The organism is Aliivibrio logei (genome assembly GCF_001691055.1).
GTDB classification, from domain to species: Bacteria; Pseudomonadota; Gammaproteobacteria; order Enterobacterales; family Vibrionaceae; genus Aliivibrio; species Aliivibrio salmonicida.
The window spans coordinates 266,841-280,973 of sequence record NZ_MAJU01000008.1 but is presented as its reverse complement, the minus strand read 5'-3'; the positions used below and the strand labels follow the sequence as shown (position 1 = coordinate 280,973).

Genomic DNA, 14,133 nt, shown 5'->3' with positions numbered 1-14,133 from the left:
GCTATGATTTTGGTAATTTATCTACGCTTAAAAAGATATGTTTATGCATTAATGAACAACGAGTTGGGCTTCTTATCGCACAAAAACCAATATAATATTCAGATAAGCGTTACTTGATTAAGATAAAGTAGCGCTTATCGATATGAGTTTCTTCATAGAGGACAACATCTTTTTTCTCTATGACGTCAAGTCATACAAATTATTCTGACAATCATACAACTCAACCATCCCCGTTTGTGTAAAACCGGCTTGTTGCAACAATCGATTAGAATGTTGATTATGAGGTAAGGTAACAGCCAAAACACGAGATAAAGAATGACGTTTCATGCCTTCTTTTAATACCGCTTTCACCGCTTCTAGTGCATAACCTTTACCACAATATTGAGGTAAAAACGCATAACCTAAATCAGGGAACTCAAGCTCATCTCGTTTAAGTAAACCACACATGCCAATCGGTGTTTTTGATTCTGTCAGCATAACCAAACTTAATCCAAACCCTATTTTTTCATAACTTGCCAGTGGACCAGATTTAAGATAATTCTCAGCATCGACTATTGTGCGTACTTTCTTATCTGCAATATAACGAATAAAGGAATCGTCATTAAGTAATTCAATAACAAATTCCGCATCATCCAACGTAAATTGACGAACAGTCACTCTTTCACTTTCACACACAATCATTTTTATACTCTCTCATATGAATCAATACATTATAGACTCTCAATGTATTATACGAACATTTGACCTTTTATCGTTGTTACCGCAGAACCAATCAATTTTATTCGTCCATTAGAAAGAAGTTCACTACCAACGTAACCACCACGAGAAGAGGCCTGATACCCCATAAATGTGGCCTTATTTAGCTTTTCAGCCCAATAGACCGTTAATGCACAATGCGCAGATCCAGTTACCGGATCTTCATTAACCCCTACCCAAGGTGCAAAATAACGAGAAACAAAATCCAATTCATCCGATAACGACTTCGCTGTAACCAACACACCACGACCGGTAAGTTGTTTCAACCCATCAAAATTAGGAGACAATGCCAATAGTGCCTCTTCACTTTCTATTTCTATGAACTCTTTGGAATCAAACTGGCCGAGTGAGATAACTTCTTTTTCATTAATCCCTAAACACGCCAATAACGCTTCATTCTTTACCGTATCAAACGAAATGGTGGTTGATGGGAAATCTAATTCAATGGTTGAATCTTGAAGTTTCGCAGATAACGCACCTGACAATGTATTAAAAACAACGCTCTCACCTACATTAACTAAGCCGATTTCTTTTAATACATGTGCAACAGCCAAAGTACCGTGACCACACAAAGCCACTTCAACTTGAGGGGTAAACCACCTTAATCTCATATTGGAAAGCGATAGAAAAGCAGTTTCCGATACCGCCATTTCTTCAGCAATAGACAACATTAATGCTTCTGTTAGCCCGCTTTCACTAATGCAAACACCCGCAGGGTTTCCTTTAAATGCTTCCGTTGTGAAAGAGTCCACTTGATATATGTTCAAATCCATTGACTGTTTACCCCTTAGTAATACTGTCTATTTTATTCTCAGTAACTCTTTTTTAAGATCGTCTATCTTTTGCTCTTTTTCTGCTATTTTTTGTTGGTACTTCTTAATTTTATCTTCTTTTTGATCTTGCTTCGCTTCAATCAGATCAGAATGATTTTCGGCGATCTCTTCATTCAGCTCTTCAATCTCTTCTCTCAAATCGCCTTTAATATCGTCGTTAGTACAATAGGTTGTGACTTCTGTAAGCGCGATATTCAATCCAGCCACTTTGTGGTCATTGCCATTCTCTTCAGCAATGCTAATTTGCTTTTCAATCTCACAACTTTTCTGTGCACAGCCAACTTGAGTACTGCAATCTAATGTCGCCGCCGCTTGTGCTGTAGAAAGGCCAAAAAGTAGTCCACTGCAACTCATTGCAGAAATAAAAAATAGGCGCGATGTTTTCTTTTTCATAAAAGTTATCCTGTAAAATGAATGATGTTAATTATAGTTACGTGATAAAAATTATAGCGCGATTCAACACATTTAAGTCAATTGCTTGAAATAACATCCCTTTGATTCCACCTTATTTTCTATTTAACCGATTTAATCACCCTACATGGGTTACCAACGGCAACACTGTTATCAGGAATATCACGATTCACCACACTGCCCGCACCTATCACACAATTATTACCAACCTTAACACCCGGTAAAATAGACACGTTGCCACCAATCCAAACATCGTTACCAATAGAGATACTCGACCCATATTCTGTTTTTTGACGTTCAATAGGATCTAATGGATGGGTTCCTGTTGAGATCATAACGTGTGGGCCAAACAACACGTTATTACCAATCGTCACCTTACATACATCAACAATAGTGAGGTTATGGTTAGAATAAAAATTGCTACCAATGTCAATGTTATAACCATAATCACAAAAGAAATTAGGTTCCATATGTGCTTGGTCTTTTATACACAAAAGTCCTTTTAATATGGCCATTCTTTCATCTAACTTGGTTGGATCCGCTAAGTTAAATTGGTGACAAACCGCTTTCGCATTCATTCGGTTTTTTAATAACGTTTCATCCCAAGCATCATAAGGAAGACCGGCAAGCATTTTTTCTTTTTCTGTCATTTCATGTCCAAAATTAAAAGTAAATCACGGGAATAATTAGCGCTTGATTATACTCATTTAAATAACAACGAATGTGACCAGTATTGACTATTTATACCATGCACATTAAGATGCATTTAAAATACACCTTAATAAGTTAACGAGGAATCCAAATGGCACTTTCATTTACAAAGATATTCAAAAAAAGCGAAACAAAAGCAACAGAAGAGAAATTAGTACAACAACCAAACTCCAATGAAAAAACAGCTTTTGACGCTAAAGAAAAAGAAGTGAAAAAACACGGAGAACCAGATGTTTGTTGTGGTTCATGCTCATAAGTTCATCATTAATAACCTCGGAAGTAAAATCCGAGGTTTATCTCTGTTTCGTTAAAAAACTAACTTATCGTTAATTCTTGCAAAGACACCTTTTTGTTCTCATTATGCGTTAATAACTCAATCTCTTTAAAGCCCATTTTTTGGTGGAAGAGTAACGAAGGTTTGTTCGGTGGCATCACATCGATTTCAGCAACAACACGCGATAATGCTCGCTCTGTTGCCCAATTTAGAGCCAGTTTATAGAGTGTTGATGCCACTCCTTTCCCTTGAAACTGATCAGAAACTACGATTCTATCGATATACAAAAATGAATCGTAATTCTCATTAAACCATTCATAGTTAATGCTTTCGTATTTCACTCCTTGAGTAAATGCCAATAAAAAGCCAGCAATGCGGTCATCTTCTTCAATCACAACGGATATCGCCGACATTTCAATTAATCGAACTAATTTACTTTTATCCATTGGGCTTAATACCTTTACAAACTGCTCATTTAGCTCAAGTATCGTTTCCATGTCTTTGTCTAAAATGGTTCTAATTATCACGCTGACTCCTTGTTCATCATGCTTGTGTAATCAATCAAAAAACGTGGTCTCTATCACGCATTAACCTCAGTAATCCATCACCGCATTATACTCACTTGTCAGTGTCTATTAAATGGCTTATTAATAGACTTAATAGTCCAAAAAATAATGATATTAGGATGAAAAACCATGAAATTGATCATGAACGCCGATGATTTTGGCTTATCAGAAAGTGTGAATAATGGCATCGTTGAATGCTTTAAATCAGGTATCGTTACCTCAACCACCATAATGATGAACCAAAAAGGCGTTGAGCACGCAGCACAACTGTATAAACAAGGTTTAGTCCCTGAGATTGGTTTGCATTTTACCGTCACCGCAGGACAGCCACTGTCAGATCCTTTGATGGTATCAAGCTTAGTTGACGAACATGGTTATTTTCTGGATAGAAAAACCCTAATGACTAAGAATGTATGTGAAGAAGAAGTCTATATTGAGCTTCACGCACAGTACAATGCCGCTATTGAGTTGGGCTTTAATATTAACCACATTGATAGTCATCATTTCGCTGGTGTCTATCCACCACTAAAAAAAGCATTTATCCGTTTTGCTAATGAGATTAACCTCCCTGTTCGCCGAATAGATAACATCATTCATGGGCAAGATGGGCTAACAGTGCGAACTCCTGATGCGTTTGATGCTCAGTTTTTTGATTCAGGCGTCTCTCTTGAGCAACTAAAAACACTAGTTTTAAGCTATAAAGACACGCTTTCTGATGGCATTTTAGAACTGATGTGTCACCCAAGTACAGAAGACAATTCTGATCTTACTGAGTTAACCAGTTACATGGCTATGCGTGTAATAGAAAGAGATTTACTGACGTCGCCAGAATTATCACACTGGCTTAAAACAGAAGGGATTGAATGCGTTGGTTTTAATGCGTTGTCTTAACCTTATTATGGGTAAAACCCCAATGACACCCTACTTATAAGCAGTCGTGTCATTGGGCTGTTTAATGTAAAGCCAAACTAAAGAATGGCTACACCTTCCACTTCCATCACGCTATTTGCATCAGCACGATCGATAATTTTAACTAACACCGATTGAATGGTTTCATCTTCTCGAACATCATTTTCACTGGCAAACTTTTGCTCTTGAGGCTCAGCACCTTCTTCTAAAATAAACGTCACAACCACTTCGGTTGCCAAGTCTGATGTTTTCCCAAAATAGGACAGAGAAAGCTGAGGATATCCTTTGAAGCCTTTTTTAACTTGTTTTGCTATACGCTTTTTTGCTTTATCCACATTCATAACTTAATCCTTGTGCTTACTGAGCTTGAATAATTCCAATACATCGTCAACATAACACGCTAATGATGCTAGCGAGAGTTTCAATTTACCACCTAAAGCACTGAAACTAAAGAAAGTAATCACTCTTATTGATGTCATTGTTAACCAAAACATGAATCCACGTTAAATCGACTTGAAAATATCGCAACTCAACACGCCCTCCGTCGCCTTTTTATCTCTAGGGACATATCGGATCTCACCAATATCAAACTGGAACGGTTCATCCGCATATAAAAGAAATGGCGTATTAACACTAGAGAAATTCACCCCGTTATCAGCAAAACATTGTAAAGGAACTTTCACTGTCACCCACTCAGAATCAGAAGCTTCTACAATCGCTTTTAGTTCCTTTTGTATAGGAGCCATCGCACCACAAGGATAAACACAATGGGAAGCCAATTTTAAGGTATTCGGGATCTCACTTCTCACCGCAATATCAAACTCTAATGTTGAGTTTGCTGCCAAATAATGACGCATGTCGATCCCTTTTTTATCTGGCGTTTGAATATAAAATTGCATCGGAAGTTGCTGACCAAAATCAATTTTTAACGCATCTTGTTGATGCTTATAATTAAGAGGTAATATCGATGCGGTTCCCATCTCCATCTTCTTCGCTCGAGAAATAAAGGTGCCTTTCCACTTCGTCACTTTTCCACTCATTTTTGGCACAAACGTCGTTGTCGCTTCACGGTTGAATATTTCAAGGTTCGTCGCTGGTCGCTCTTTCGCTTTTGTTTCTCCACATCCCCACTGACGTTTATCCATAAACAACGATGGTGCTGCTGAGCCTTTCTGTTCCGTGGTGTAATTTAACCCATACCCATAAGGAAATAAGGGCGTAAAATATTTCCCTGTTTGCTCAAAGTCAGGCGCTCGATAATTAGGAATATTCTGACTGCTCTTATTAATGGTCGTCATACATTTACTGTTTGGCCAAGAATAAGAAAGCTTACCGGTAAAATCAGATCCCTCTTGAGCAAACAACACATCAGTGATCCCTTGTCCTTCAGTACCGGGTAACCACGCTGCTACAAAAGCATCAGAAAGAGCCAACTCTGGGTTTACATACAACGGACGACCAGAGAATAAGATGGTCACCACTGTAAACCCTTTCTTTTTCAACGCTTGTATTAACTGCAAATCTTTTGCATAACTGGGTTTCAATTCTGAATAAGCTAATGTTTGATGCGCTTTAATATCGCCATACATTTCAGCGTATGGATCTTCACCCATCACCACCACCGCAATGGTATCCATTGATGCTTCGTTAGGATCGGTATACACATGTTTATCACCAACTACCTGCTTAAACGCCTCTAAAACCGTCGTCGCATGAACAAAATCTTGCGGCTTATTCTCATTACCTTGCCATGTTAATGTCCAACCACCACTCTGTTTTTGAATGTCATTCGCGGCGCTTCCTACCACTAAGTAACTGTGATTTTTGGGTTCAAAAGGCAGTGTTTTATTCTCATTTTTTAATAGAACCAGAGATTCACTGACCGCTTGTCGAGCCACTTTTCTATGCTCAAGCGCCCCAAGGATCTGCTGCTCACCCGCAAGAAGACGGTAAGACGGCTTTGGTTTTTCCCACAAGCCCGCACGCATCTTAACGCGTAAAATACGAGTTACCGCATCGTCAATTCGAGCCATTGGTATTTGTCCATCTTGGACTTGTTTAATGACATTTTGGTAAAACGCTTTCCAATCTTTATTATCTGTCACCATAAACAAATCATTGCCTGCGTTCACCGCCTTTGGACAACTTTGATTAGTACAACCGGCCACCTCACCGTGACCATTCCAATCGGTAACAACGATGCCATCAAACCCCATTTTTTCTTTTAAAACATCCGTTACTAAATAACGACTGCCGTGAAGTTTTCCAAATCGATTACTCTCTGTTTTCATTGAATCTGTCGACTTGCCTTTTGCGTCATTCTTCTGCCAAGAGTTAAATGACGTCATAACCACTTGAGCACCGGCTTCAAGAGCCGAGTAATACCCCATAGCATGAATATTACGTAAGTCATTCTCGCTATAGAAAGTAACACCACGATCAACCCCATTAAACGTGCCTCCATCACCAATCCAATGCTTCACCGTAGATAATACGCGTTGCTCAGATCGAAGCTCTTTTTCAGTACCTTGCAAACCTTGCACGATGGCGCTTGCGTATTGATAAGTAATGTCTGGAATCTCAGCATACCCTTCGTACACTCTTCCCCAGCGATAATCACGAGGTGTCGTTACCGTTGGTGCAAACGTCAAATCAAGACCTGTCGCCGCGACTTCTTTTGCTGTAATTCGTCCTATTTCAAAAAGCAGATCAGGGTTATTCGCAGCGCCTAATCCAATATTGTGAGGGAATAAAGTCGCACCATAAACATTGTTGTTTCCATGTACCGCATCTGTTGCCCACAAAAAGGGGATACGAAAACCACGACCCGCGTAGGCATCATCTAACGCGACCCAATATTTATCCGATTGTAGAGCCCATTCTAATGCTGATGCGTGCTTATTTTCATTCGGCCAACCACCGCCACCATTAAGCACTGAGCCAATTTTATATTGCTTCGCTTCTTTGGGAGTAATTTGACGATATTCAGGCATGATCATTTGCCCAACTTTCTCACCCAAGGTCATTTGAGACACAATATCCGCGACTCTTTCTTCAATATAATCTCGCTTTGGGATTGCACTCTTTATTTTTGGCCATTCTTGGAAGTAAGGCAGAGAAGGTTCATCAGGCAATGAGGAAGCGTTGGGATCAGAAGAGACGGGAAACGTCGTAAGAAAAAAGAGAGAAAAACCAATGACACTTGCATGAGTGATGTTATTTTTGATGACCATCGAGAACCCCTTCTCTAATTCTATCCATTGTTTTTAGTTTAGGATAAGAAAGAGGCCCAAAAAAGCGATGATGGAAAAATAAATAGTGAGTCAGTTATTCTTGAGATCTAAGCAGTAAGCGGAAACTCGCCACCACTACTGAGTTCGACGTAAAACAGAGCCCAAATCATCAGACATCACTGTGAACTTATCAAGAATTTGCTCATAGCCATATTGAGAAGGTAAACCCCAATCATCACACTCAGATTTGGCGGGAACACCAGGCAGTAATGTTAACTGCAAGCGTGCTTTATGATCTCTGGTCATAAATCGAATATCGTATTCAGAATAACAATGTGTACTGTCTGACGAAGATGATTTTTTCCATTGAACAAGCCCTTTGCCAAGTAGCGTTCCATTCGATTCATTTTCAACCCGTAAGATTGGCTGACTTTTTCCGTAAGTTGATATGATATGACGTCGAGCCTTTTCCCATAATACCTTCTGTTTATCGCTCAGTTCAGTATAGGTGAACGTCTGTGCCTTAATATCTGAAGCAGAAATAGGCGAATCTAATGGGCTTAAATGAGAGCTACACCCAGCAAGCAAGGCAATTAGCATTAATCCAAAACTCTGTTTTCTCATTTAATACCCATTTTAATCTGTCTGTTGAACCGCAATTATTAAATAACGTTAAACATCATTAGCAATTGCAAGTGCCACCGCATGAGCGGCGTGAATCTCTGTCGTATCATACAGAGGAACGTGCGTATCTTCTTGTTTAATCAACAACGCAATTTCAGTACACCCGAGAATGACGGCTTCTGCCCCTTGAGCAAATAATGCATTTACAATATTTACGTACTGAACTCGTGATTCAGCTTTAATGACACCACGACACAATTCGTCATAAATAACATTATGGACAATGGTTTGGTCATCTGCCGTTGGCACAATCACATCAATACCAAATTGATTGATCAAGCGGCTTTTATAGAAATCTTGTTCCATCGTAAAACGTGTGCCAAGCAGACCAACTTTAGTGACTCCATCAGCAACCAGTTTAGACGCTGTGGCATCTGCAATATGAACGATGGGAATAGACAAATTCGCCTGAATTTCATCGGCGACTTTATGCATCGTATTAGTACAAATAAGTAAGAAATCAGCCCCACCGGCTTCAACCGATTTTGCAGCGTTAGATAAAATCACCGCGGTTTCATCCCACTTACCTTGATGCTGTAATTTTTCAATTTCATCAAAGTTGACGCTATATAAGCAGATTTTTGCCGAATGAAGGCCACCAAGCGCCAATTTTACGCCTTCATTAATCGCCTTATAATAACTGGCTGTCGATTCCCAGCTCATTCCACCTAACATTCCAATTGTTTTCATTTCTACATCCTTCATAGATACACTATATTAACTGCATTTTTCCATTACATAATTTACAAGCTTTTGTCCTCGAACATCAACTGTTTGTTGCTTAACAATAGTAAATCCAAAATGTTCATAAAAAGATTTCGCTGTGATGCTCACTTCTGAATAAAAGCGCGAGATCCCTCTCTGTTTGCCGACAGACAAAATGTGATTCATTAATGCCGTTCCTCTTCCTTGATATTGATAATGAAAGACGATATTCGTCGGTTTATTCCCCTTAATTCTCATTCACGATGATCCAAAGGCGACATAAATTACGTAGAGATAATATCAGCATACGATTTACTTATTTTATTATGTGACTTTTACAGTCAATCATCGTCTCTGTACCCTAGACATAACTTAGTGAGACTCTTTAATGAATATATTGATTATTGGCGCTTCTGGAGGCATTGGACTTTCCATTGTGAAAAGCGCTATTAAACACTACCCAAATGCCTCAATTTTAGCCACCTATCACCACCACATCGGGTTTTCTCATTCAAATGTGCACTGGATTAAATTAGATGTTACTAACGAAAACGAGATAAAACAGCTTTCCAAAACGGTTCACGATGTAGATATTCTCATTAATGCCGTAGGATTTCTTCATTCTGAACAACATAAACCTGAAAAATCGATAGCGCAGTTTAGTCACGATTTATTTGATAAGAACATGAGCTTAAATACATTACCTAGCCTCATGTTAGCTAAGCATTTTGAAGCCGCCCTAAAAGCATCAACAAATAATACTTTCTATGTCGTTCTCTCGGCAAGAATCGGTAGCATAAAAGACAATAACATTGGTGGATGGCTAAGTTATCGCATGTCGAAAGCCGCGTTAAATATGGCAATAAAAACAATCAGTATCGAGTGGAGACTTAAATTGCCACACTGTTGCGTGATGTTATTTCACCCAGGAACCACGGATACCGAATTATCAAAACCATTTCAGAAAAATTTACCAAAAAACCAACTGCAATCGCCTGAATTCACCTCAGAATCACTGTTAACATTAATCCATCACTCAACACCAAGTGATTCAGGAAGATTTCGTAGCTTTGATGGCACAGACATTGAATGGTAACGACGATCTACCATAGAAATTTTTCGATGAGTATTTCATCAATGTATTTCCCGCGAATTTAGCATGATTCTTTGCGGTACCGACGATCTCAAACCCTTGCTTTAAATACGTAGCCAAGGCATTTTCATTATCACCTCTAACGTACGCAAATAACTTCTCATACCCTTTCGATTTCGCAACGGTAAATGTAGCGTCAAACAATGCCGTTGCAATGCCTTGTCTTCGGTATTGTTCATCGACAAAGGTACCAATAATTCCAACATGATCAAAAGCACAAGTGTAGGTCGCAAAAGGTTCTACATTTTGAAAACCTACAACACATGCTCCATCTACATCAAGAGCGACATTAAAAACTCCTCTCTCTGGAAACGCTTCAATAAACTGCTCCTCTTCCTCAACCGAAAATGGAGTATCTAAAATAGAAAAAAGACCGCCCTCGATAATAGGGTTTAATACATTAATGATGCCTTGAGAATCTTCTTTTCTAACGCCTCTCACTATTACGCCCATACTTTGTCCCTATATTTAATGTTGATACTATAAATCACAATAAAATATTAAATAAAAATATCTCACACTGCAAAGATAATAACAAAATACATTCATAAATTAGTCTAATTACAACTTAAATAGACAATATATATATGTGTTATTTTTGAACCGACCTCTTATTTACAACGATCACATTGGTATAAAGAATATAATGCTGATAAAAACACCAACCCATAAATAAATATAATAACTAGAGATACTATGATAATTAACAATTATATCAGCAGTTGGTACCGAATTACTCCGCTTGCACTTGCTATATCTGGAAGCTTAATCGCTCCATCCACCTTTGCAACTGAATTAATCGAACCTAAATCCTGTTCGGCACACGAAATTTCATTATCAGCTCAGTTTCTCGATAATATCGAAAACGCCAATTATGAATGTCGAAAATCTTGGTTTAGTGCTCCTCGCCCATTATTTGAATCGTTATACAGCGAACCCCAATTACAAAGAGTGGTGCATCGTCTGAATCTACGCATCACTGAATATACGGGTGAAGATTCACAAGCAAACCAAATTGAAAACCTATCCGAATACGTGCGCGCTGCCTATTATATTCGCTACGGATTTAAAGCCGAACTGAATGATTACTCTGATCAACTCGATGCTCAACTTACGGAGAGCATTCAATCTTTTATTGCCCACCCACAAGCCATGGCAACAGGACAAAAGCAAGCAAATGCCATGTATAGCATGATCTATATGATCGACAGCATTCGACAATTGCCTTCTATCATGGATTCTTTAGTTACCTTGTTGGATACCCTTTCTGTCGATAACGCCGACAATTGGGAAAATCAACGTACCCTAAATGTTCTATTTCAAGCCATGAGTGGACATTCAGGCATACAAACGTATTACGATCATCTTCAAGCCCGTCCTGATTATCTCATAAAGTTACATCAATTTATTTTAAACAAAGAATGGGCGCTAGAGACTCAATCGAGTTTCTTAGTCACCAATGCCGCTCGTGAAATGGGTCGTTTACTTGCTAGCCCGCACGCGAGTACACGTAAACAAGTCTTAATTATTCTTCAAGATCTCTTAACCCGTTATCCTCTCGGTGGAAAAAGCGACAAAATGTGGGTCGGCATTGTTGAAATGTTGAGCTACTTCGCCCCCGACAAAGCAAAAGAGCTTGGTCTTGAAAACGCCAAACAAGATCTAGAGCAACGAGTCATCACTTTAGATTACCACTGCGATGGCCCAGCAACCATTCGAGCTCAAAACATGACACAGTCACAAGCGCAAACGAGCTGTGAGATGTTGACTGAAAAAGAAATAGATTTTCATATCGTCACGAAAAGTGGTTACCGCCCAGTAAATGATGATTTGAACGACACCGTTGAAATCGTCGTATTTGACAGTAATTCTGATTACACGACTTACTCCTCTTTCTTGTTTGGAAACACAACAAACAATGGAGGTCAGTATCTGGAAGGAAGACCAAGTCAAGTCGACAACAAAGCACGTTTTATCGCTTACCGCCAAGATAATAATGACGGATTTGCCGTCTTAAATCTTGAGCATGAATACGTCCATTATCTTGATGGACGCTTTAATCTACACGGTAACTTCAATGATAATTTACGTGAAGGCTATGTAATTTGGTGGTTAGAAGGCTTTGCTGAATACATGTCTTATAAAAACGGTTATAGCGATGCGATTAAAATAGGACAAAACAAAACCTACCGTTTGACTGACATTCTAGCAACAACCTACAGTCACGATACCGATCGTATTTACCGTTGGGGTTATTTAGCAGTGCGATTCTTAATCGACAATCACCCAGAAGAGGTTGATACATTACTGGCACTCTCTCGTGAAGGCGATTACAAAGCATGGGCGAAAGCCGTAAAAAACATCGGTAAGCAATATGATAACGCGTTTAATTCGTGGTTAGACACCGTTGCCAATGAAGAATCCCCTGATAAAGGCAATATTGAACACCCAGATAAGCCCACTCAACCGTCAGACAACATCACGGCATTAAATGCCAATACTACCATCGCCTTATCGTCAGAAATCTATAACGAACAATTGTTCTATTTTGATGTAACGTCAGAGGCAGCAGCGGTATCCGTTTCTATTTCGGGTGATGGTGATGCCGATGTGTATGCCAGTTTCAATAAAATCGCTCACTATTACGATTACGATATCAGCAACTTCCAAAGAGGCAGTGAGGAAACGATTCGATTCACACCAAACAATGCCAACGCCCCTCTTAACGTAGGTCGTTACTATTTTAGTGTTGCAGCAAGAGAAGCGTTTGAACATGTTGAGTTAACCGTTAATATTGAAAATGAAGCATCAACAACAACGCCAGCCATACCATCAGATGATTTAAAACCTGTGGTACTTAATAAAAGCATAGCCACTGAGATTGTCATTCATGAACAACGTTATTTAGTGCTGTATGTACCAGAAGACGATCAAACCGTTCGTATTTGGGTGAACAATAAATCATCGACAACGAATGAAAATAAAGGCGATATTAATCTCTATGCCGCCAAAGATTATTGGCCAACAAAGAAACAAAATGAAGCGTCTTCTACTCATTTCGGAAATAATGAATTCATTGAAATGCACGTTGAAAAAGCAAGCTATGTTTATTTCTCAATGACCGCATCTCAACCCGATAACTTAACGGAAGTATACGTCACATACGAATAGATAAAATAACTAAGGTTGCGATTTTTTGTCGCAACCTTACTTAGTTAGAAGCATAAAAGTACGTTGAGTCACCGTTAAAATGGATCATGTAACCATTATGTTTATTATCCGCTCATAATATTAACAATACAAACCCTACCTAGAGCTTATTGTTATATTTACAGAAAAAATACCCTACACTATCGTTTCATTAATTTATATTCAGATTAATATGATTGATAATCTACACTTTAAATTACCAATTAAAAAATAAGTAATATACTCTTTGGGTATTGAAGAAAAACAGAGTGCTAAGTTATGTTAATAATCACAGGTTCTCGAATGATAAAAAATTCGATTCTAGATAATAAATTTTTTATTTACGAAAAAATACATAGCCGAAATAAGCAATAGAAAAGAAAAATAAGCCACAACAAATAATAATCGATTAATCACACATTTTATCTACTCTATCGGATTCCACACCATGGTTCATATCTCTCAAATCATTCCACTCATAGACAAACAACTCCGAGAATTGCGACCACAAGAAGCCGTTCAATTTAACACCTACAAAAAAGATCGTGGATTTATCATTTACTGTATCGATGCGACACACTATCAAATACTAGAAAACGGATTTAAGAACGCCTCGTTTATCGGTAACACTGAAAGTACAAAAAAACAGGCTAAGAAGTCTTTAAAGAGAGAATTCCCTAGAAGTAACACCGTTTGGGTCGACTACTAT

Annotated in this window: 14 protein-coding genes and 2 pseudogenes; 4 read left to right on the top strand and 12 right to left on the bottom strand. The window is 38.6% G+C overall.

Going from position 1 to position 14,133, the window contains the following annotated elements; genetic code table 11:
- Positions 1 to 177 precede the first annotated feature (177 nt).
- The 4 genes from A6E04_RS05485 to A6E04_RS05470 form a co-directional block, all read right to left on the bottom strand.
- Positions 178 to 681, bottom strand: a complete 504-nt coding sequence (locus A6E04_RS05485) for a GNAT family N-acetyltransferase (protein ID WP_065610386.1) — start codon at positions 679 to 681, stop codon at positions 178 to 180.
- A gap of 47 nt (positions 682 to 728) precedes the next feature.
- A complete protein-coding gene (locus A6E04_RS05480) occupies positions 729 to 1,529 on the bottom strand; it encodes a PhzF family phenazine biosynthesis protein (RefSeq protein WP_065610384.1) in 801 nt (266 codons plus the stop codon).
- A 27-nt stretch (positions 1,530 to 1,556) separates the two neighbouring features.
- Positions 1,557 to 1,982, bottom strand: a complete 426-nt coding sequence (locus A6E04_RS05475) for a DUF1090 domain-containing protein (RefSeq protein WP_017022303.1) — start codon at positions 1,980 to 1,982, stop codon at positions 1,557 to 1,559.
- Between the two features lie 119 nt (positions 1,983 to 2,101).
- Positions 2,102 to 2,650 (bottom strand): sugar O-acetyltransferase, encoded by a 549-nt coding sequence (locus A6E04_RS05470; RefSeq protein ID WP_023603272.1) that lies wholly within the window; start codon positions 2,648 to 2,650, stop codon positions 2,102 to 2,104.
- Between the two features lie 152 nt (positions 2,651 to 2,802).
- Between A6E04_RS05470 and A6E04_RS05465 the strand changes: the two genes are divergently transcribed.
- The gene (locus tag A6E04_RS05465) at positions 2,803 to 2,967 is read left to right on the top strand and encodes a CCGSCS motif protein (RefSeq protein ID WP_065610382.1); all 165 of its coding nucleotides are present in this window, start codon (positions 2,803 to 2,805) and stop codon (positions 2,965 to 2,967) included.
- A gap of 59 nt (positions 2,968 to 3,026) precedes the next feature.
- On the opposite strand, the gene A6E04_RS05460 is transcribed toward A6E04_RS05465, so the two are convergent.
- On the bottom strand, positions 3,027 to 3,512 hold the full coding sequence (locus tag A6E04_RS05460; protein WP_244886250.1) for a GNAT family N-acetyltransferase: 486 nt from the start codon (positions 3,510 to 3,512) through the stop codon (positions 3,027 to 3,029).
- Positions 3,513 to 3,680: 168 nt separating this feature from the next.
- On the opposite strand from A6E04_RS05460, the gene A6E04_RS05455 reads away from it, so the two are divergent.
- On the top strand, positions 3,681 to 4,442 hold the full coding sequence (locus A6E04_RS05455) for a carbohydrate deacetylase (RefSeq protein WP_065610380.1): 762 nt from the start codon (positions 3,681 to 3,683) through the stop codon (positions 4,440 to 4,442).
- A gap of 77 nt (positions 4,443 to 4,519) precedes the next feature.
- Here A6E04_RS05455 and A6E04_RS05450 read toward each other — a convergent pair whose 3' ends face one another.
- The 6 genes and pseudogenes from A6E04_RS05450 to A6E04_RS05430 form a co-directional block, all read right to left on the bottom strand.
- Positions 4,520 to 4,801, bottom strand: a complete 282-nt coding sequence (locus A6E04_RS05450) for a hypothetical protein (RefSeq protein WP_017022299.1) — start codon at positions 4,799 to 4,801, stop codon at positions 4,520 to 4,522.
- Positions 4,802 to 4,804: 3 nt separating this feature from the next.
- Positions 4,805 to 4,954 (bottom strand): hypothetical protein, encoded by a 150-nt coding sequence (locus tag A6E04_RS21265; protein WP_012550155.1) that lies wholly within the window; start codon positions 4,952 to 4,954, stop codon positions 4,805 to 4,807.
- A 9-nt stretch (positions 4,955 to 4,963) separates the two neighbouring features.
- Entirely contained in the window at positions 4,964 to 7,693 is a 2,730-nt protein-coding gene (locus A6E04_RS05445; protein WP_065610379.1) for a glycoside hydrolase family 3 protein, read from the bottom strand.
- A gap of 135 nt (positions 7,694 to 7,828) precedes the next feature.
- The gene (locus A6E04_RS05440; protein ID WP_065610376.1) at positions 7,829 to 8,317 is read right to left on the bottom strand and encodes a hypothetical protein; all 489 of its coding nucleotides are present in this window, start codon (positions 8,315 to 8,317) and stop codon (positions 7,829 to 7,831) included.
- A 48-nt stretch (positions 8,318 to 8,365) separates the two neighbouring features.
- Positions 8,366 to 9,067 (bottom strand): aspartate/glutamate racemase family protein, encoded by a 702-nt coding sequence (locus tag A6E04_RS05435; protein WP_017022296.1) that lies wholly within the window; start codon positions 9,065 to 9,067, stop codon positions 8,366 to 8,368.
- 27 nt (positions 9,068 to 9,094) lie between these two features.
- Positions 9,095 to 9,301 (bottom strand): annotated as a pseudogene (locus tag A6E04_RS05430) (GNAT family N-acetyltransferase); the annotation flags it as partial.
- A gap of 169 nt (positions 9,302 to 9,470) precedes the next feature.
- Here A6E04_RS05430 and A6E04_RS05425 point away from each other — a divergent pair.
- On the top strand, positions 9,471 to 10,178 hold the full coding sequence (locus A6E04_RS05425; protein ID WP_065610374.1) for an SDR family NAD(P)-dependent oxidoreductase: 708 nt from the start codon (positions 9,471 to 9,473) through the stop codon (positions 10,176 to 10,178).
- Between the two features lie 7 nt (positions 10,179 to 10,185).
- Here the strand turns inward: A6E04_RS05425 and A6E04_RS05420 are convergent.
- Positions 10,186 to 10,688: pseudogene (locus A6E04_RS05420) on the bottom strand (GNAT family N-acetyltransferase).
- A 243-nt stretch (positions 10,689 to 10,931) separates the two neighbouring features.
- Here A6E04_RS05420 and A6E04_RS05415 point away from each other — a divergent pair.
- Positions 10,932 to 13,406, top strand: a complete 2,475-nt coding sequence (locus A6E04_RS05415; RefSeq protein ID WP_065610372.1) for a M9 family metallopeptidase — start codon at positions 10,932 to 10,934, stop codon at positions 13,404 to 13,406.
- Positions 13,407 to 14,133: the final 727 nt, after the last annotated feature.